Consider the following 17383-nt stretch of genomic DNA (forward strand, 5'->3'; position numbering starts at 1 on the left):
TCGCCAGCTTGCCAGTGGTCGCAAAAACACGACATTTGTATCTTGCTAGAACACGACATTCTCATGTTGCTCCTACAAATAAAACTCCGATAATTTGTGTTATGTAAACTGACGAAGTTGCGGTCGAGCGGTCTTCACGTCCGAAAAATCCTCGATCAAAAATTTGCGCCTGAGAATCCCCACAACGCGAAACTTTCCCCTATAATTCGCGGCTTCCGTAGGCTCGTAGCTCAGCTGGTTAGAGCACCACCTTGACATGGTGGGGGTCGTTGGTTCGAGTCCAATCGAGCCTACCAACGACATTCAGACGCACCGTCGCGATCGTATCGCCACGGTGCGTTTTCATTTCAGGCGCGTCAGTCCCAGCAGTTGCGGAACGCCACCGCGACGATCACCGGCACCGTCAGCACGAGCGGAATCGCGAAGTACGGCACTTCGAGATGGACGATCCACGTATAGATCAACCAGGCGACGCCCAATGCGAGCGTGGCAAGTCCGATGAGCGCCGTCAGCACGTTGAGCGTGCGTGGCGTCATCCGCTTGCGGGAGGCTTCTTTGCCCGACGGAGTTTCCATGGCAGCGGGCGCATTCGAGCGCGATACGAGTACGTCTCAATTTTATACCGCCGTGCTCGCCGTCGTATTCGAATTCTTTTGACGAAACCGTCCGCCAACATCAGCAATGAAGGGCCATGGGAAGACTTTCCGAATCGAACTCGATGTCGTCGGGCAGACGGAATGTCGTTCCCGAAACGATTCGGCGCGCGGTCCATAACGCCGCGAATGCGTCAAGCACGTCGTCCAGCGACGCTTGCGCGGGCTTGCGCGCCGCGAGCGCCGTATCGATCGAGCCGCCGAAGCATCGCACGAGCAACGCGCGACGCAATGCGAATCCCGATGCAATCGCCTTGCTTTCGCGCAGGCCGTGCGCCGGACCGCCCTGCTCCATTCGCAGATGCATGAAGCTCAACTCGGGATGCACTTCGAAGACGCGCACATCTTCATCGGCGAGCGTGCGCAGCATGTCATCGACTTCTGCAATCTTGTTGCGAATGTGAAATGCCTGAATGGAGATTCGTTTTCCAGTGACGGCCTGATTGACCGCACACGCTTCTTCATAGCTCGACGAGACTAAAGCCGCGCGAATCGGCGGCGTAAAGACAGAGCTTGCGCGCGGACGTCCGAGTATTTTTCGAGCGAGCGTGTCACACGTCCGAACGCCATTCGATGAAAGACCGATCGGCATATCCACAGCAACGATAGCATTCGCGCGCTTCCATTCGAGCAGATCTTCGAAGCGGCCGATAACTTTCGTCGCGATCGTTCCGGTGCGACCGCATTGCTTCGCGACGAACCAGCCCGCCTTGCAGCCATCGACTCCGTACAGATCGGCATGTACATCGCGCTTAATGTTCATGCTGCGATCGTATCAACGTTCATGAAATCATGCGTATCTCTTGAACGCGGGAAAAAAGCCCGGCGGGAAATCGTTCCGGCCGGGTCAAAGCACGCCCCTGGAAATACTTAAAAGTTATGCCGTATGCCGAGCGTCACGGACAACTGGCGATCGCTGTTCGAATTCGGCAGATTGGGAATCTGCGCGTAATTCGCCGGTCCACCCGTCGCCGGATCGATGCCTAGTCCCGCGCCGACCGCCTTCTGCATGATCGCGACGCCATACAGCGCAGTACGCTTGGACAGCGCATAGTTCGCGCCGACGTTCACTTGATGAAAACGCGTCGATGAACCCCCGTCCGGCTTCGCATTGTTATAGATGTAGGCAAGCCCGAGTTGCAGGAACGGCGTCGCAGCATAAGTCAGATTCACTTCGCCGATATCGAACGCGATGTCGCGGCCCTGCGGATTAGCGCTATCGGCGAAGTACTGGCTATGCTCGAGACGACTATGCGTATAAGTCAGCGCGATAGTCGCCGGCCCGATTGCATAAGATGCGCCCGCGCCATACGCCTTCAACGCTTCCGCGTTCTGCAATTGACAATAGAGTGCCGACGGATTCGAACACGCGAAATCGCCGATGTAGCCGTTTGCTCCGCCCAAAGCCGCATCGAGCGGATTGTGCAGGTTCAGATAACCTGCGCTGATCGAGATGGGCAAACGCGTATAAGCCGCGGCGAACGAATATCCGCGCCGTTGCCCGAAGTCGCCTGCAATGCCGCCGAGGCTATAAGTGCCGCCCACCGAAAAGCCATTCCAGTCCGGGCTCGTGTATTTGATCGCGTTGTTGAAGTTGAACGCTTCGTTAAGGTTATCGACGTCGCCGATATGCGAACCATAAAGCGTCGCCCACGAATTGCTCGATACGTAAGGCCCGAGGAAATCGCTATACGAGTCGTATTGACGTCCGAGGGACAACGTGCCGAACTGTTCGTGCGCGAGGCCCACCCAAGCCTGACGGTTGAATAGCGCCCCGCCCTGCACCAGGCTTCCCGTTCCCGTATAGAAACTGTTCTCCACGTTGAATTTCGCTTGCAAGCCGCCGCCGAGATCTTCCACACCGAGCAAGCCGAAGCGTGAAGGCACGAGATTGCCGCCGGAGAACGCGAAGTTATGCCCCGAACCGACGCTCCCGTCCGCATTGGTGAATTGCTGATTCGTCGTATAAGTCAGCCCTGCATCCACCGTTCCATACAGCGTCACATTGCTTTGCGCCGATGCGCTCGCGCACACGGCGAGCGCCGCTGTCGAGACAAGTTGCCGCGCGATCGTTTTAGTTGTCATGCAAGCGTCCTCACGCGTAGTTGATCAGCACCGACTTGGTCTCTGTGTACATGTCGATCACCGCGCGTCCGAGCTCGCGCCCGAAACCCGACTGCTTGAATCCGCCGAACGGCATCGCGTTATCCAGCAGCGAGTGGCAATTGACCCATACCGTGCCCGCCTTGATGCGCGGCACGAGCTTGTGAATTTCCGAGAGATCGTTCGACCAGATGCTCGCGCCGAGTCCATAAGGCGTGTCGTTTGCCTTGGCGACCACGCTGTCGATATCGATGAACGGCATCGCGACGAGCACCGGTCCGAAGATCTCTTCGCGCACGACCCTCATCGAATGATCGGTATCGACGAGCACTGTCGGCTTCACGAAGAAACCGGCGCCGTCCTTGCGCGCACCGCCCGCGATAGCACGCGCGCCTTCATCGCGGCCCGCTTCGATATAGCTCAGCACACGATCCATTTGCCGTGCGGAAACCAGCGGGCCGATCTGCGTCGATTCATCGAGGCCCGGTCCCATCGGCAAGGATTGCGCGATCGCCGCGACACGCTCCATCACGCGATCGAATACTTTCTCGTGCACATAGACGCGCGAGCCCGCAGTGCAGACTTGTCCCGAGTTGAAGAAGATCGCATTGGCGACGCCTTCTGCCGCTTTATCGATATCGACATCCGGCAGCACGATAACCGGCGATTTGCCGCCGAGTTCGAGCGACATGCGCGTCATGTTATCGAGCGCCGCGTGACCGATAGCTTTACCCGTCGGCGTGGAACCCGTGAACGCGATCTTGTCGATGCCCGGATGACGCGCGAGCGCCGCGCCCGCCGTGCGGCCGAGGCCGGTGACGACATTCACGACACCCTTCTCGATGCCCGCCTCTTCGATCAGCATCGCGAGCCGCAATGCGGAAAGCGGCGTGTCTTCCGCAGGCTTCAGCACGACGGTGCAGCCAGTCGCGAGCGCGGGCGCGAGTTTCCACGATGCCATCAGCAGCGGAAAATTCCACGGAATGATTGCGCCGACGACGCCGACCGCTTCCTTGCGCGTATAGCCGAAGAAATCGTTCGACGGGCTATATGGAATCGATGCTTCCAGCGTGCTGCCTTCGATCTTGGTCGCCCAGCCGGCCATATAGCGGAAGCATTGCGCGGCCATCGACACATCGAGCCCGTGGGCGACCGTGACCGGTTTGCCATTGTCGAGCGATTCGATTTCCGCGAGCTCGCGCGCGTTCGCTTCGATAAGATCGGCAACGCGCAGCAAGAGACGCTCGCGATCGGTCGGTTTCATGCGCGACCATGCGGAGTCGTCGAACGCGCGGCGTGCGGCTTGCACGGCGCGATCGACATCGATTTCGTCGGCGCTCGGCACGCGTGCGAGCAGTTCTCCATCGGCGGGATCGATCACATCGAGTGTCGCGCCGCTCGCGCTATCGACCCATGCGCCATCGATGAGCATTTTTTTCGCCGATGCGAGGAATGCGCGCGTGGAATCGAGCATCGCGGGATGCTGGCTGTTATTCATCGGGTTGTCTCCTAGTAATGTTCCGGGACGGCGTTCACGCCGTTCTCCTGCAATTCCTTGACGAGCTTCATGCGGATACGCGCGACATCGGTGAGCGCGGGTCTGCGATGCGCCGCAATTTCTTCCGCCGTATAAGGCTTGAACGATGCGGGCCTCGATTGCTCGTTCATCGTCGCGAGCAACCAGTTCAAGACGTTCGCGAGCTCTGCGTCGTTCAATGCGGAATTGGCAGCGCCCGGTACTCGCATCACAAACTGACGGCCGTCGGGAAGCGAGACGAAATGACCGAGCGAGTTGCGCAATGCGGGCACCTTGCCGGGAATGCCCGAGCCGTCGGCGGTGTGGCATCCCATGCAATTGAGCACCCAGTCCTGTCGCGCGCGCGCCGCGTCGTACGCCTGCGTCTGCGATGCCGCCGTCGTCGACAGCGCGGCCAGCGTCGCAGCGACGAGCATCGCGCGCGGCTTCATAGCCCCAGGCCCTTCACGACTGCTTCGCGACGCTGGTGCACGGCGGTCTGATCGAGCGGGCCCGCGCGCCATGCCTTGACTTCGGCGACGTCGAAAGGCTTCGCTGAACCATGCTGCGCGTTCAGATCGAACACGACGTAGTTCAATACATCCGCGATCTCTTCATCGGAGAGCGATGCGAAGCTCGGCATCTTGAAGTTATAGCTTTTCTCCTTGACCTTGATCGGGCCGAACATGCCATAGAGCACGGTGTGCCCTAACTGCGCGCGGCCATCGGCAGAGCCCGCATATTTGCCGGGATATTCGACGAGCGGCGGCGCAAGTCCGTCCATGCCTTTTCCGCCTGCCTGATGACAGACCGCGCATTTGCCATCGAAGGTCGATTTGCCGCCCGGGTAATGCACTGTCTGTGCGAAAGCGCCCGAAGCAAAGCTCATTGCGCCGGCGACCAACGCCGCCATCAAAACACTTGCAGTCTTCATTGCGTTGTCGCTCCCAACAGGACCGATACCGAGCAGTGGTAATTCGAATTGCCGTTCGCCATGCACCAGTTGATATCGTTATTGAGCGATAGCTTGTAAAGCGGCTTTTCGCGTTCATTGCGATTGCAGAAGCAGCGTCCGCAGCTCGTCTTGCCGCAGCAGTCGTTGTACGACACGATGTAATCCGAGCCGTCGTGCGGATTGCGGCACGTACCGATCCACGTGATCGGCGAAGGCGTCGTGCCCGGCGGGCAACTGCTCGACGTGCCGCCACAGCAGCTGCAAAGCCAGCCGTCGATCGCGCAATACTTCCAGTAGTCGCAACTCGTCGGATCATCGCTCGCCGATGAACCCGGCTTCTTCGGCTCCGTTGCATAGGCGGTGCGATCGACCGGCAACAGCGGCACCATTGCCGATCCGACCAGCACTTTCCCGAGCTTCGCCATCGCGCTGCGCCGCGAACTGCGTTGCGCGACGCCGCGCGCCTTATGTTCGAAGAATGAATCCAGCCATTTCATGGACGCTCACCTGTAGGAATGGAAAAGTTATCGGCGTCTTCAGGCGTGCTGCCCGACTTGCGCTTCGTGGTCGTGATGGCCGTGATGCGCGTGGTCATCGTGCTTGCCGTGCACGAATTCCTGCAGCGACGCGACACCGCGTTCCTTCGCTTCGAACAGGCTTTCCAGATGTTCACGCGTGTTCACGAGACCTTTCGCGCGGACCTTGCCTTCGTCATCGAGCAGCACGGCATAGGGCAGCTTGCCGATCTGATAAGAAAGGCCGAGTTCCTGCGACAGCACATACGGATATTGCGAAAGACCGGACTTGCGATAGAACGCGGCGTGCTCTTCGAATTCGCCATCGCTGGCGAGCACGATGTCGACCGAACCTTCGCGCGCCTGGATCGACGGAAGCAAAGGCAGCAGCTTCTTGCACACGGGGCACGTCGGCGAAAGGAAGAAGACGAGCGTGTTGCGCTTCGAGTTCGACAGGCCGCCGACCTTCACTGCGCGGCCGGCGATATCGCCGAGTTCGAACACCGGTGCGATCGCGCCGACGGCCGGTCCCTTGTCGATCATGAGCGCGCCCGCGGGCATCATGCGTTCATAGAGAATGCCGACTTGGCGAACAAGTGCGAGACAGATCGCGCCGAGCGCGAGCAAAGCGGCCCACGACAGTGCGGCCGAAATCATCAGGGCGGTTTGCATCATGAATTCCTCAGAGAATCGAGCTTGGGAAGATTGACCAGCAGCACGTCGAGCGTGAACCACGCGGCGACGGCGAAAAGCGTGCAGGCGCCTGCGCTCAGATAGTCGAACCACATCAGCGCGCGGCTCGTAGCGGGAATGAGTGCGGCGGCCGCGAGCGCGGCGAGCATCAGAGCACGCGCGACGTGCCACCATCCGATCGACTTAGGCGTGCGCGTCGATGAGCTTGCTGCGACGAAGCCCGAGCAGCCACAATCGATGTCGGTATGACCGCGCAGCACGTTGATCGCGAGCGCCGCGCCGAAGAGCACGAAAAGCGCGGCCAGCACGATGGCGCTGACCATGCGGGTATCGGCGAACAAGACGCCGATCGCGCCAGCCGCTTCGAGTGCAGGCAACGCGAACGACAACGGCGTCACTGCGAACGACGGCAGCAAGGCGAACGCTTCGAGCGAAGCGCGAAAGCGTGATGGTTCGCGCCACTTCGGCGCCGTGCCCGCAAGTGCGATGATCGTCGCGCTTGCGATGCACACCATGAGAATGACGGGATCGATCATCGCGTCACCTCAAGGGTTGAGCAGCAACGTCGACGTCGTGCCGAGTTGCTTTTCGACGTGCTGGCGCTTGCCGGTCGTCGCGTCCATCACGACGAGATCGGATGTCGGCGTGAGGCCGTAGAAGAGCGGCTTGTCATCGGTGCTGACCTGAATCGCGAGCAGCGGATCGATCTTCTGCTTCGCGAGATCCCAGCGTGCTACGCGCTTCTTGCTCTGCGTGTCGTAGACCCAGATCTCCGTGCCCGGCTCTTTATGCGAACCGTCCGCGCCCTTGTGCATGGCCACGTAAAGACGATGTGTGCCCACATTCAGCGCGGTCTGCTGCAAGCCTCCCGGACGCCAGCCTGCCTTGCGTTCCTGATCGCTCAGCAAGGACCACGACGTTCCGAACACCGGTGCATCGCCGGAGAAATCGGCGGTACGCACGTTGCCGTTGAACGTGGTGAAGAGATACTGGTTGCCGTCGCGCACCGCGTTGATGAAGGCCGGGTCTTTATCGACGTCGATGAACGCGTCGGAGAGCTTGCGGCTCGCTTCCTTGCCGCTTGCATCGAGCTTGATGGTGAGCGCCTTGCCGCTCTCGCACAGTGCCGAGAAGCGGTCATTGCCGCTCGGATACGCGAGCACGCAAGCATCGGTGTCGATCTCTCCGAGAACCTTCTTCGCGGCCGTATCGATGACCGTGACCGATGTCGACGGCGTAATGTTCGACACGTAAAGTCGGCTACCGTCTTCCGAGAGGATCGTGCTGTAAGGCGTCGGCACGGTCTGACCGTGCTTGGCCGGGATCACGATTTCATCGGTCACCTCGAGCGTCGTGTTATCGATGATCTCGACTACATCGGTGCGTGCGCCATGGCTGCCGCGCGCGAAATACGTCGTCGCGACATAGCTCGTCTTGTGGTCGGGGGAGATCGTGAAGCCCGGAGCGAAGCCTGCATCGATCTCGCCGAGGAAGCGCTTCGTGTCGCCGTCGAAGACATGAACGCGCGCATCGGTCATGCTCGCAAACGACACATCCGTCACGAACACGCGATGCGGGCTATAGGGCGGGACCTTCGCAACCGTCAGTCCTTCCGGCTTTTCGGCCGCGCCCGCGTGCGGCTGACACGCAAGCAGTCCATACAGTAAGGCCCCCATGGCGGTGGCTAGCCGTCTCATCTCCATCTGTGCGTCTCCTTGTTTATCGTCGAAACGACTCTAAAGACGACAATAAAAAGAAGCACTTCGGAACCGGCAGCGCGTGCGTGCCGAAATGGAGCATTCGAAAGGGAGCCGACAGAGATGAGGCTTTTCGCGCAGATTTTCGAAGCACGAATGCCGATATCAAGCCGCGACAATGCGGCCTGTTATCGGCAACCAGGAATGCGTGAAGCGCTGTTCAGCGGGCGCGCGGCGTTTGAGAGGGAAGTTCGCCGAACAGGCTTTTGTAATCGCTCGCGAAGTGGCCGAGGTTGGAAAATCCCCAGCGCATTGCAGCCTCGCGAACCGGTACTTCGCTTTGCGATGTCGTCGTAAGAAGCCGTCTCACCTGAGCAAGGCGCACGGCTCGCAGATAACTTACAGGGTTCATCTGCGTGACGGATTGAAAGCTGTTTTGAATGGTGCGGCGGCTCACGCGCAGTTTTTCGCATAAATCCAGCACCGATATCGGCTGCTCCGGACGCGCAAGCACGAGATCGTGTGCGCGCCGCACGACGTCGGCGCGGCACGCATAAGTGAGCCGGTCCTCGCGCGTCGGTACATGAAACGTCAGGAGGTCGAGGATGCTTTCGGTGACCGTATGTGTGAAGCAATGCGCGCCATCATCGGACAAAATCGGATTCCGGTCCGCCAGCACGGTCTCGACCGCCGCGATGATGCGCTTACCCGCACGCGCGCCGGCCGCGCCGGGAATGCTCAGCACATGACGGCTGAGGATTTCGTCCTGCACATCGACGCCCGCCGCGTCCGCCGCTGAAGCAAGCAATTGCGCATCGATGGCGACGCCAAGCATCGACATATCGGGCGGCGAATGCAGAAGAAATTCCTTGTCGCCGGGCGCGACGACGAGCGCGTTTTCGTCGACCCGCACGCCCTGAAACGAGAACGGCGCGCCACCGCCGAGCACGAGTCCGAACGTGACGAATCCGGCCGGCAATTGCCCGCGCTGAACGATACGCACGTTCGCAGATTCCTGAAAGACCTGAACGCCCGCTAATGAAACCTGCTTCACCGTGCTGCGGAATGCGCCCTCGCCCACCTGGTCATAGCGCTGCTCCCACCCCGCCAGCGCATGCGCGTGGTGGTCGGCGTCCTCGAAGGTTTCGTAGTTGGCGTACATGCCCTCCTCCTGCTGCTTGCGTCGCCTCGACGCGACTGCTTATAGGTTTTCAATTTTTTGGCGTCAAGCTTTTCGATTCTTCTCCTCTAGTGCCTGTTGCGCAATCCTAGGAATGCACGATTGAAAAACGCATGCGCTCATGCGTAGGCGATCACGCGCTATCGCGAAGTTGAGTAATTACTTTAACTACTAGTTCGCAAGGATTGCACCCTGATAGTGCGCCCAAGAAGGTTCGCAGATCAGAAGTCTGCGTTTTGACCTCGCGACACGGCAAATCAGTCAAAAGCGCATCTATCGATAAATGCCGCCGATGTCGATTCAAATTTGCCTCACTGATGATCGCATCCCTTTTCGGCGAATTTGACGCCGATATCCTCCGCATCGACACTGCCTCACACCCGAACCTCACTTCCCAACCACCATGAAGCCCAAAAGCAAGCGCTATACATACGAGTGGTATGTCGTCGTGATCTGCATGCTGGCTTATGTGTTTTCGTTCATCGACCGGCAGGTGCTCGCGCTTATGATCGAGCCGATCAAGCGCGATCTGCATCTCAGCGATACGCAGTTCAGTCTCTTGCACGGCTTCGCGTTCTCGCTTTTCTACGCGGTGATGGGCATGCCGATCGCGTACCTCGCGGACCGTTTCGCACGTCCGCGCATCATCGCTGCGGGCATTGCGCTGTGGAGCGTCGCGACCGCGGCATGCGGCCTGAGTCAGAGCTTCGTTCACATGTTCGTCTCGCGCATGAGTGTCGGCGTGGGTGAAGCCGCCCTATCGCCGGGAACCTATTCGATGCTCGCGGATTTTTTTCCCAAGGAAAAGATGGGCCGTGCAATCGGCATCTATTCGCTCGGCTCGTTCATCGGCGGCGGCATTGCATTTCTTGTCGGCGGTTATGTGATTGCATTGCTCAAGCACGCGAGCGTGTTCGCCTTGCCGCTGGTCGGCGAACTACGCGCATGGCAATTGACGTTCTTCATCGTCGGATTGCCGGGTCTTCTCGTCGCCTTCGTCTTCATGCTGACGGTACGCGATCCCGCGCGCAAAGGACTTGCGCAGGACGGGTCGGGCAAGGTCAAGCGAGTCGCGATGGGCGATGCGCTGCGTTTCATCGCCAATCATCGCAAGACCTTTTTCTGCCACTACGTCGGCTTCTCGTTCTATGCGATGGGCCTGTACTGTCTGATGAGCTGGACACCTGCGTTCTATATGCGCCGTTTCGCTCTCTCGCCGGTCGAAACGGGTTATATGCTCGGCATCGTGATGCTCGTCGCCAATACGACGGGCGTCTTCTGCGGCGGCTGGCTCAGCGACTGGCTGCTGCGTCGCGGACACACCGATGCGCCGATGCGCGCAGCGTGGATCGGCGCGGCATGCATGCTCGCTCCTGCGATCGCGTTCACTCAGACGACGAGCCTCGCCGCATCGCTCGCATGGCTCGTCGTGGCGATGTTCTTCGCGTCGTTCCCGTTGCCGACTTCCGCCGCCGCCATGCAGGCACTTGCGCCGAACCAGATGCGCGCACAGATATCCGCGATGTTCCTGCTGGTATCGAATCTCATCGGACTGGGTCTCGGCACGACGCTCGTCGCGCTTATCACCGACAAGGTATTCGGATCGCCGCTCGCGGTTGGTCACTCGATGGCCATCATCAATGCCGTGGCGATCGGGCTTGCTGCCGTGCTGCTTTTCGTCGGATGCAGCCAATACCGATCGAGTCTCGAACGCGAAACGCGTGAAGCGCGCGTGACGATCGATAGCCCGGGCCTGCATGAGAGCATGCCCTCCGGCGCGACGCCGACACCTCGATATGCCGAGCGCTTGTGATCCATGTTGCTCACTCAACGCGCAACGTCGTGTCAATCCGTATGGTGCAACAAGGGCAACGCGAAGCAGCATTCCAGTCCGCCGCCCGCCGCGCGTTGCGCCCAGATCCGTCCTTCGTGACGCGACACGATGTTCTTGCACAGCGACAGGCCGATGCCGTTGCCGCCCGCCTTCGACGACGAGAAGCCGTCGAACAGGCGTTCGAGCGCATCATCGGGCACGCCTGGTCCGTCGTCGATCACATGCAGTTCGGCTGTCTTTCCGTTCGTCATCGCGGCAAGCGTGACGGTGCCGGCAGACGGTTTCATGCCGCTCATTGCTTCGACTGCGTTGAATGCCAGATTGAGGATCACCTGACCGATAAGCACGCGCTCGCAACGTATCGGCAACGGCTCGTGCGATGGCTCGATCCTGACCGTCACGCCTTCGTCTCGCGCGCGCAACTGGATGAAGTAAGCGACATCCGCGAGCACGTCGCGAAGATCGGTCTGAGCTTCGGCAGGCTCCCGCTTCACGATGAACTCGCGCACGCTCTTGATGATATGCGCCGCGTGCTCTGCTTGCCGGTCCGCTGCACGCAGGCCCCAGATCGCGCTGTCGATGGAATCTGGCTGCGCGAGCCGCTGAATCGCGCCTTCGATGAAGTTGCGCACGGCAGCGAGCGGCTGGCTCAACTCGTGTGCGATCGCGGTCGCCATTTCGCCCATAGCGTTATAACGTCCCGCGTATTCGAGCATCCGCGCTTCGCTTCGCCGGGCTTCCTCGATCGCCACTTCATCGCTGATGTCGCGGAAATGAACCAGTGTGCCGTCTTCGATATCGATGCGCCTGCATGTTATGCGCAGCCATCGTTTCGCGCCGTCACGACGCGTGATCGCATAGCGTTGCGCGGGCGTCGAATGTTGGCGCGTCGCACTGCGCAACTGGGTGACGAGCCGGTCGCGATCGGCTCTCGTGCAATAGTCGAGCGCGACGCCGAGCGGCGCATCGTTCGCGACACCAAGCACGCGTCGTCCCGATTCGCTGATGAAACTCACCTTGCCGCGCGGCGTCAGCACTGCAACGCCCTCACCCAGATCCTGCATGTATTCGCGCAAGCGTGTTTCATAGCGGCGCAATTTCTGCCGCATTGCATCTTCAGCGCTGATGTCGCGAAACTGCACCATCACAACTTCGCGTCCCGTGAGCGGTACGTATGTCGCGATTGCCTCGGACAGCATGTCGACGCCCGCGCGCGAGCGATAACACCACTCATAACTTTGCGGACCTTCCGTGATGGAGCGATCCATCGCATTCACGGCAATTTCGCGACGATACCTGATGTCGTCGCGCGTCATATCGTGCGCCTTGAGCGGAAGCAATTCTTCCACCGAAAAACCCAGCGCGATGCATGCTGCGCGATTGGCCCACACGATGGCCTTCGTTTCGGCCTCGTGTAGCAGCACGCATTGCGTCAGCGCATCGAGCAGGCGGTGGAAATCGTCTTCGGTGGGGAAGTTCATGTCGTGGCGCATGGGATACATGGTTGCAACGCTAACCATAGCATCGGCGCGTCCCGCACGTCCCTAAAGATTTCTTTAGCCGGACGGGAGGCCTCACCGAATCGCACGCTCGCCTTCCCAATTGTTTCCGCCTTTTTGCATTCCTAGACTGGCATTACTGCGTGTGGCTCGAAAGCACTTCAACTCAATCTCATGCGCCATACGAACGAAAAGGAGATGTCCCCATGTCAGCATCCGCGGTTGCAGTCGCCCTTCGCGACGATCTGTCCAGTCAACCCGACGCGATAGCGCTCGACGATGTGATCGCCGAAATCGCCCGGCGTCGCGATGAATTCGACCGCGTGTCGCACGTACCGCGCGATGTCATCGACAAGCTCAAGCGCGCAGGTATCTATCGTGCGGCCACGCCAAAACGATTCGGCGGTGACGCGCGCGCACCGGGAGAATTTCTGCAGATGATCGAGCGCATCGCTGTCGCTGACGGCTCCGCCGCATGGGTCGCGAGTTTTGGATCAGCGAATCTCTATCTCGCCGCGTTGCCGCTTGCGACGCAAGCTGCAATCTACGCCGACGGTCCCGACCAGGTGTTTGCGGGCGGCCTCTTCCCCGTTCAGAACGCACAGCCAGCATCGGGCGGCTATCGCGTGAGCGGCACATGGAAGTTCGCGAGCGGCTGCAAGGGCGCGGACTGGCTCGGCGTCGGCATCGGCACCAGCAAGCCGGGTGAAGCACCAGGCAAGCCGCGTACGGCCGTGTTTCGCCCCGCGCAAGTCGAGATCGTCGAGAACTGGAACGTCGTCGGCATGCAGGGCACCGGGAGTCACGATTTGCGCGTGACGGATCAATTCGTTGCTGAAGACTGGACGTTCGTTCGAGGTGGCCCATCAACGGTCGATGAACCGCTCTATCGCTATCCGACCATCGCTTATGCGGCGCAAGTGCTCGCCGTCGTGAATCTCGGTCTGGCGCGCGCAGCGCTCGATGTCGCGAATCATATGGCCGGAGGCCGCAAGACAACGACAGGCGCGCCGCAACTCGCCGACCGCGCCTACTACCGGATCGAGCTTGCAAAAGCGGAAGCACAACTGCGCAGCGCACGGGCCTTCTTCTACGAATCGACCGACAGCGTATGGCAATCGATTCTCGCGGGCAATGAAGTTATGCCGGAACAAGTGAGCCTGCTACGCCTCTGCGCAACGCAGATTGCGCGTGAGGGCGCCGATGTCGTGAATCGCGCCTATCGACTAGGCGGCACGATGGCGATCTATCGCACGCATCCATTGCAACGCCTGATGCGCGACGCGATGGTCGTCACGCAACACGCATTTCTCGGCGAGGGGAACTACGACGGCGCGGGTGCCGTGTTCGTCGGTGTGCCGCCCATTCCCGGCTATCTTTGATCCCCATTCATCGCATAACGCATAACATCAGGAGTAACGCTTCATGACCGATAACCGAAACCTGCCTTTGCGCGTGCTCTTTTGCTGCGGCGTAACGCAGAACTTTTTTGATTTGCCGCGCGAGAAGATCGGCGAAGTATGGCAAGCCTACGGCAAGATGCTCGCTGCTGTCGAAGCGATGGAGAACGTGCGCGTGCTGGGCGTGATGGACGACGATCGTCTCGTCGTCGGCCAATCCGATGGCGCGCCGTGGACCTTCTACATCATGGCCGACGTAGCAGACTTCGATACGGCCGCCGCGGTATGCAATCTCTATCGCACGACGCCCGTCGGCGAATACAGCCTGTGGCGTTATGGAAAGATCGAGGCGCGTGTCGGACGTGCATTGTCGGTGCCGTAACGCAACGCTCTGCACCGTCGCCGCATACATTGCGGCCGCTCTCGCTCATTAGAAAGGGAACTCGAACATGTCCAACAGAATCGCGCTCATCACGGGTGCCGCGCGCGGCCTCGGCGCCGTGGTCGCGCGCCGCTTTCATGCCGCAGGCTATAGGGTTGCGCTGGCCGATATCGCAATCGAAGCAACGCAATCGCTCGCATGCGAGCTGAGTGCGGACCAGAGCAGCGCATTCGCCATCAGGCTGGATGTGACGTCGAAGACGGACTTCGAACACGCACGCGATGCCGTGCATGAACGCTGGGGCCGAATCGATGCGCTCGTCAACAACGCGGGTGCATCGAAAGTCGTGCCCGTGATGGAGATTACCGCAGAGCAGTTCGATCAGGTCATCGATATCAATCTGCGCAGCGTGCTCTTCGGCTGTCAGGTATTCGGCCTCTATTTCGCGGATCGCGGCGCGGGTCGCATCGTCAATATCGCATCGCTGGCGGGACAGAACGGCGGTTCGGCGACCGGCGCGCATTACGCGGCCGCCAAAGGCGGTGCGATTACATTGACCAAGGTTTTTGCGCGCGATCTGGCCGCGCGCGGCGTGACCGTCAACGCGATCTCGCCTGGTCCGCTCGACCTTCCGATCGTGCATGAGAGCGTGCCTGCCGACAAACTCGACAAGGTTATCGCCGGCATTCCCGTGGGACGTCTCGGCTCGGCCGATTACATCGCCGACGTGGCCGTGCTGCTCGCATCACCGGATGCGTATTTCGCCAACGGTGCATGCTGGGACGTGAACGGCGGCCTTTACATGCGTTAGCGAGTTCGGATCATGCGCGCTCGTCGCCGGATGGGCTCCATACTTCGAGCACATCGCGCACGAGCGTCGCGATGGACGCAGCTCCGAGCTTGTCCTTGATGCTCGCGCGATGCACGTCGACGGTCTTGACGCTGATCTGCAGATCGGCGGCGATGCGCTTGCTCGCTTTGCCCTCGATCACGCCGCGCAAGACCTCCTTCTCGCGCCCGGTCAGCGAGTCGACGCGCTCGCGCAACTCGCGTTGCCGCTGGTCTTTCGCGTGACGCTGCATCGCGAGCTTCATCGCGCGCTGCACGCGATCGAGCATTTGCTGGGAGTTATAGGGCTTCTCGACGAAATCGATCGCGCCATGCTGAAGCGCGCGAACGGACATCGGAATGTCGCCGTGACCGCTCACGAAGATGATCGGCAAAGTCGCACCGCGGCGGTTGAGTTCGGCTTGCACGTCGAATCCGCTCGCCTCCGGCATCCGTACATCGAGCACGAGACAAGCGGGACGACTCACATCGAATGCGCGCAGAAAATCGGCGGCATTGGCGAACCCTTCCGACTTCACGCCGACTGAATCGAGCAGCCATGCAAGCGAGGTACGCATGCCGTTGTCGTCATCGACGATATAGACCATGGGAGCGGAAGAATTCATTGCGATTGCTCTTTCGATGCGCGCATCAGGGACCAAGCGCGCCGGAGGATTCGGCTGTCTCATCGCAGGGTCGGTTTTTTGATGCGCCAATGATAACCAGCCGAAATTCGCCGCGAAAGTCCTTTCTTTACCTCGATGACGCGAGATAGGTAAAAGCTTTAGTGCGTTCGGTAACTACGCCGGGCGAGCGGGCGGGACGTGCCGATTTTATTTGTGCGGTTCAGCGCGTACGCTTGATTGACCATTTGCTATACACAACCTGAACATGAAACGAACAGGAGACGCTCCCATGTCCGCGCTGCCCCGTCCCGACCTTTCCGATATCGATCAGGTGCGCAAGCTGTTCCGCCAGGCCATGGCTCATCTGGGCGCAGCAGTGAATGTCATCACGACGACAGGCACGCATGGCCGTTGCGGCATTACCGCGAGCGCGGTGTGCTCGGTCACGGATGCGCCGCCTACGCTGCTCGTCTGCATCAACAGGTCGAGCGCCATGCATGCCGCATTCGTGAACAATCGCAATGTGTGCGTGAACGTGTTGCCGGGTCACCTCGAACAGATCGCGCGACACTTCGCCGGTCTCACGCAATTGTCGATGGACGAGCGCTTTTCGTTACCGGTGTGGGACGAAGGCGCGAACGGCGTGCCGGTGTTGCGCGATGCGCTCGCCAGCCTGCAAGGGACGATCGTCGAGGCGAAGGAAGTAGGATCGCACTCCGTGATGTTCGTGCAAACCACCGCGATCCGCGTGCGCGACGACGGCGATAGCCTGATTTATTTCGATCGAAACTTTCATCGCGTGCCGCGTGCATGTGATGCGCGGTAGTGTGCGCGCGAGCCTGATTCGTTTTCAGGCTCGCGCACACTGATCAATTCAACGCCGAAAGACGCGTATTCAGCCGCGCACGCGTGATCGCTGCGATTTGCGCGAGCGCCTCATCGAGTTCCTGCTGCGTGCTGCGTCCAATGCGACGTTCGAGCGCGCTGAAGATGCCTTCGCGCGTGTAGTGCCGCACGCAGATGATGAACGGAAAGCCATGCCGCTCGAGATAAGCTCTGTTGAGACGATCGAGCGACGCTTCCTGTTCCATCGACATGGCATCGAGCCCGGCGCTCTTTTGTTCGGCATCGGAATCGGCCGTCATCGTTCCCGAGCGAATGTTTGCGCCCGATAACAACGGATGCAGGTTCAGAAATGCGCGCTGGCTTTTGTCGTCCAGATTGCGGATGACATCCATCATCGCGTCATGCAAGGCATTGGCGGATGCGAACGGCCGCACGCTCCACGCGCCCTCCGCCGCTTGCGGAAAATGCTCGAACACGCTTGCGAATGCACCAATGAATGCCGCGCGGTCCAGCGAATTGACCGGCTCCAGGTTGATCGACTGTGACATGCTCGCGTCTCCTATGGCGTGTCGATGGCAATTCGTGCCGAGTATAGGAACCGCGCGAGCGGGCGGCGAGACAGCCGATCCTATTGACCGCATAACAGAACACGATAG

At 60.1% G+C, this 17383-nt stretch carries 19 protein-coding genes and 1 tRNA gene; 6 read left to right on the forward strand and 14 right to left on the reverse strand.

Going from position 1 to position 17383, the window contains the following annotated elements; all coding sequences use genetic code 11:
• Nucleotides 1-219: 219 nt before the first annotated feature.
• Nucleotides 220-296 (forward strand) — tRNA-Val (locus NCT05_RS19475).
• Between the two features lie 60 nt (nucleotides 297-356).
• Here NCT05_RS19475 and NCT05_RS19480 read toward each other — a convergent pair.
• From NCT05_RS19480 to NCT05_RS19530, 11 genes are all read right to left on the reverse strand, one after another.
• Nucleotides 357-575, reverse strand: a complete 219-nt coding sequence (locus NCT05_RS19480; RefSeq protein ID WP_033536141.1) for a hypothetical protein — start codon at nucleotides 573-575, stop codon at nucleotides 357-359.
• A gap of 100 nt (nucleotides 576-675) precedes the next feature.
• Nucleotides 676-1416 (reverse strand): DUF429 domain-containing protein, encoded by a 741-nt coding sequence (locus NCT05_RS19485; protein ID WP_250502979.1) that lies wholly within the window; start codon nucleotides 1414-1416, stop codon nucleotides 676-678.
• 107 nt (nucleotides 1417-1523) lie between these two features.
• Nucleotides 1524-2738, reverse strand: a complete 1215-nt coding sequence (locus NCT05_RS19490) for a porin (RefSeq protein ID WP_250502980.1) — start codon at nucleotides 2736-2738, stop codon at nucleotides 1524-1526.
• Between the two features lie 10 nt (nucleotides 2739-2748).
• Nucleotides 2749-4254 carry an aldehyde dehydrogenase family protein gene (locus NCT05_RS19495; RefSeq protein WP_250502981.1) on the reverse strand — a complete coding sequence of 502 codons (1506 nt, stop codon included), beginning with the start codon at nucleotides 4252-4254 and terminating at the stop codon, nucleotides 2749-2751.
• A gap of 11 nt (nucleotides 4255-4265) precedes the next feature.
• Nucleotides 4266-4724: a c-type cytochrome gene (locus tag NCT05_RS19500; RefSeq protein WP_008353340.1), complete on the reverse strand. Its 459-nt coding sequence runs from the start codon at nucleotides 4722-4724 to the stop codon at nucleotides 4266-4268.
• Nucleotides 4721-5206 (reverse strand): c-type cytochrome, encoded by a 486-nt coding sequence (locus tag NCT05_RS19505; RefSeq protein WP_175979344.1) that lies wholly within the window; start codon nucleotides 5204-5206, stop codon nucleotides 4721-4723. The genes NCT05_RS19500 and NCT05_RS19505 overlap by 4 nt, the downstream gene beginning before the upstream one ends.
• On the reverse strand, nucleotides 5203-5724 hold the full coding sequence (locus tag NCT05_RS19510) for a methylamine dehydrogenase light chain (protein ID WP_175979345.1): 522 nt from the start codon (nucleotides 5722-5724) through the stop codon (nucleotides 5203-5205). The genes NCT05_RS19505 and NCT05_RS19510 overlap by 4 nt, the downstream gene beginning before the upstream one ends.
• Nucleotides 5725-5763: 39 nt before the next feature.
• Nucleotides 5764-6417 carry a methylamine dehydrogenase accessory protein MauD gene (gene mauD, locus NCT05_RS19515; RefSeq protein WP_250435832.1) on the reverse strand — a complete coding sequence of 218 codons (654 nt, stop codon included), beginning with the start codon at nucleotides 6415-6417 and terminating at the stop codon, nucleotides 5764-5766.
• Nucleotides 6414-6971, reverse strand: coding sequence for a MauE/DoxX family redox-associated membrane protein (locus NCT05_RS19520; RefSeq protein WP_008353336.1), 558 nt, complete (start codon nucleotides 6969-6971; stop codon nucleotides 6414-6416). Before NCT05_RS19520 ends, mauD begins: the two co-directional genes overlap by 4 nt.
• 9 nt (nucleotides 6972-6980) lie before the next feature.
• Nucleotides 6981-8111 (reverse strand): amine dehydrogenase large subunit, encoded by a 1131-nt coding sequence (locus NCT05_RS19525; RefSeq protein ID WP_250502982.1) that lies wholly within the window; start codon nucleotides 8109-8111, stop codon nucleotides 6981-6983.
• A 241-nt stretch (nucleotides 8112-8352) separates the two neighbouring features.
• Nucleotides 8353-9294 carry a helix-turn-helix domain-containing protein gene (locus NCT05_RS19530; RefSeq protein WP_250502983.1) on the reverse strand — a complete coding sequence of 314 codons (942 nt, stop codon included), beginning with the start codon at nucleotides 9292-9294 and terminating at the stop codon, nucleotides 8353-8355.
• A 421-nt stretch (nucleotides 9295-9715) separates the two neighbouring features.
• Between NCT05_RS19530 and NCT05_RS19535 the strand changes: the two genes are divergently transcribed.
• Nucleotides 9716-11125 (forward strand): spinster family MFS transporter, encoded by a 1410-nt coding sequence (locus tag NCT05_RS19535; RefSeq protein WP_250456780.1) that lies wholly within the window; start codon nucleotides 9716-9718, stop codon nucleotides 11123-11125.
• A 32-nt stretch (nucleotides 11126-11157) separates the two neighbouring features.
• On the opposite strand, the gene NCT05_RS19540 is transcribed toward NCT05_RS19535, so the two are convergent.
• A complete protein-coding gene (locus NCT05_RS19540) occupies nucleotides 11158-12627 on the reverse strand; it encodes a sensor histidine kinase (protein ID WP_250502984.1) in 1470 nt (489 codons plus the stop codon).
• A 224-nt stretch (nucleotides 12628-12851) separates the two neighbouring features.
• Between NCT05_RS19540 and NCT05_RS19545 the strand changes: the two genes are divergently transcribed.
• From NCT05_RS19545 to NCT05_RS19555, 3 genes are all read left to right on the forward strand, one after another.
• Nucleotides 12852-14027 (forward strand): acyl-CoA dehydrogenase family protein, encoded by a 1176-nt coding sequence (locus tag NCT05_RS19545; protein WP_250502985.1) that lies wholly within the window; start codon nucleotides 12852-12854, stop codon nucleotides 14025-14027.
• A 43-nt stretch (nucleotides 14028-14070) separates the two neighbouring features.
• On the forward strand, nucleotides 14071-14427 hold the full coding sequence (locus tag NCT05_RS19550; protein ID WP_250502986.1) for a hypothetical protein: 357 nt from the start codon (nucleotides 14071-14073) through the stop codon (nucleotides 14425-14427).
• A 67-nt stretch (nucleotides 14428-14494) separates the two neighbouring features.
• Complete coding sequence (locus NCT05_RS19555) at nucleotides 14495-15238, forward strand: SDR family NAD(P)-dependent oxidoreductase (protein WP_250502987.1); 744 nt, start codon at nucleotides 14495-14497, stop codon at nucleotides 15236-15238.
• A 10-nt stretch (nucleotides 15239-15248) separates the two neighbouring features.
• Here NCT05_RS19555 and NCT05_RS19560 read toward each other — a convergent pair whose 3' ends face one another.
• Nucleotides 15249-15881: a response regulator transcription factor gene (locus NCT05_RS19560; protein WP_175979354.1), complete on the reverse strand. Its 633-nt coding sequence runs from the start codon at nucleotides 15879-15881 to the stop codon at nucleotides 15249-15251.
• Nucleotides 15882-16170: 289 nt separating this feature from the next.
• Here NCT05_RS19560 and hpaC point away from each other — a divergent pair, with 289 nt between their 5' ends.
• Nucleotides 16171-16707: a 4-hydroxyphenylacetate 3-monooxygenase, reductase component gene (hpaC, locus tag NCT05_RS19565; RefSeq protein WP_008353320.1), complete on the forward strand. Its 537-nt coding sequence runs from the start codon at nucleotides 16171-16173 to the stop codon at nucleotides 16705-16707.
• 43 nt (nucleotides 16708-16750) lie between these two features.
• Here the strand turns inward: hpaC and uraD are convergent, their stop codons facing one another.
• Nucleotides 16751-17275: a 2-oxo-4-hydroxy-4-carboxy-5-ureidoimidazoline decarboxylase gene (uraD, locus tag NCT05_RS19570; RefSeq protein ID WP_008353319.1), complete on the reverse strand. Its 525-nt coding sequence runs from the start codon at nucleotides 17273-17275 to the stop codon at nucleotides 16751-16753.
• Nucleotides 17276-17383: the final 108 nt, after the last annotated feature.

This window comes from Caballeronia sp. AZ7_KS35 (assembly GCF_023631045.1).
Classification (GTDB): Bacteria; Pseudomonadota; Gammaproteobacteria; order Burkholderiales; family Burkholderiaceae; genus Caballeronia; species Caballeronia zhejiangensis.

Bases quoted from the DNA above. Each gene is read 5' to 3' on its own strand.
- NCT05_RS19480 (WP_033536141.1), bottom strand. From the start codon at position 575: ATGGAAACTCCGTCGGGCAAAGAAGCCTCCCGCAAGCGGATGACGCCA.
- NCT05_RS19485 (WP_250502979.1), bottom strand. From the start codon at position 1,416: ATGAACATTAAGCGCGATGTACATGCCGATCTGTACGGAGTCGATGGC.
- NCT05_RS19490 (WP_250502980.1), bottom strand. From the start codon at position 2,738: ATGACAACTAAAACGATCGCGCGGCAACTTGTCTCGACAGCGGCGCTC.
- NCT05_RS19495 (WP_250502981.1), bottom strand. From the start codon at position 4,254: ATGAATAACAGCCAGCATCCCGCGATGCTCGATTCCACGCGCGCATTC.
- NCT05_RS19500 (WP_008353340.1), bottom strand. From the start codon at position 4,724: ATGAAGCCGCGCGCGATGCTCGTCGCTGCGACGCTGGCCGCGCTGTCG.
- NCT05_RS19505 (WP_175979344.1), bottom strand. From the start codon at position 5,206: ATGAAGACTGCAAGTGTTTTGATGGCGGCGTTGGTCGCCGGCGCAATG.
- NCT05_RS19510 (WP_175979345.1), bottom strand. From the start codon at position 5,724: ATGAAATGGCTGGATTCATTCTTCGAACATAAGGCGCGCGGCGTCGCG.
- mauD (WP_250435832.1), bottom strand. From the start codon at position 6,417: ATGATGCAAACCGCCCTGATGATTTCGGCCGCACTGTCGTGGGCCGCT.
- NCT05_RS19520 (WP_008353336.1), bottom strand. From the start codon at position 6,971: ATGATCGATCCCGTCATTCTCATGGTGTGCATCGCAAGCGCGACGATC.
- NCT05_RS19525 (WP_250502982.1), bottom strand. From the start codon at position 8,111: ATGGGGGCCTTACTGTATGGACTGCTTGCGTGTCAGCCGCACGCGGGC.
- NCT05_RS19530 (WP_250502983.1), bottom strand. From the start codon at position 9,294: ATGTACGCCAACTACGAAACCTTCGAGGACGCCGACCACCACGCGCAT.
- NCT05_RS19535 (WP_250456780.1), top strand. From the start codon at position 9,716: ATGAAGCCCAAAAGCAAGCGCTATACATACGAGTGGTATGTCGTCGTG.
- NCT05_RS19540 (WP_250502984.1), bottom strand. From the start codon at position 12,627: ATGAACTTCCCCACCGAAGACGATTTCCACCGCCTGCTCGATGCGCTG.
- NCT05_RS19545 (WP_250502985.1), top strand. From the start codon at position 12,852: ATGTCAGCATCCGCGGTTGCAGTCGCCCTTCGCGACGATCTGTCCAGT.
- NCT05_RS19550 (WP_250502986.1), top strand. From the start codon at position 14,071: ATGACCGATAACCGAAACCTGCCTTTGCGCGTGCTCTTTTGCTGCGGC.
- NCT05_RS19555 (WP_250502987.1), top strand. From the start codon at position 14,495: ATGTCCAACAGAATCGCGCTCATCACGGGTGCCGCGCGCGGCCTCGGC.
- NCT05_RS19560 (WP_175979354.1), bottom strand. From the start codon at position 15,881: ATGAATTCTTCCGCTCCCATGGTCTATATCGTCGATGACGACAACGGC.
- hpaC (WP_008353320.1), top strand. From the start codon at position 16,171: ATGTCCGCGCTGCCCCGTCCCGACCTTTCCGATATCGATCAGGTGCGC.
- uraD (WP_008353319.1), bottom strand. From the start codon at position 17,275: ATGTCACAGTCGATCAACCTGGAGCCGGTCAATTCGCTGGACCGCGCG.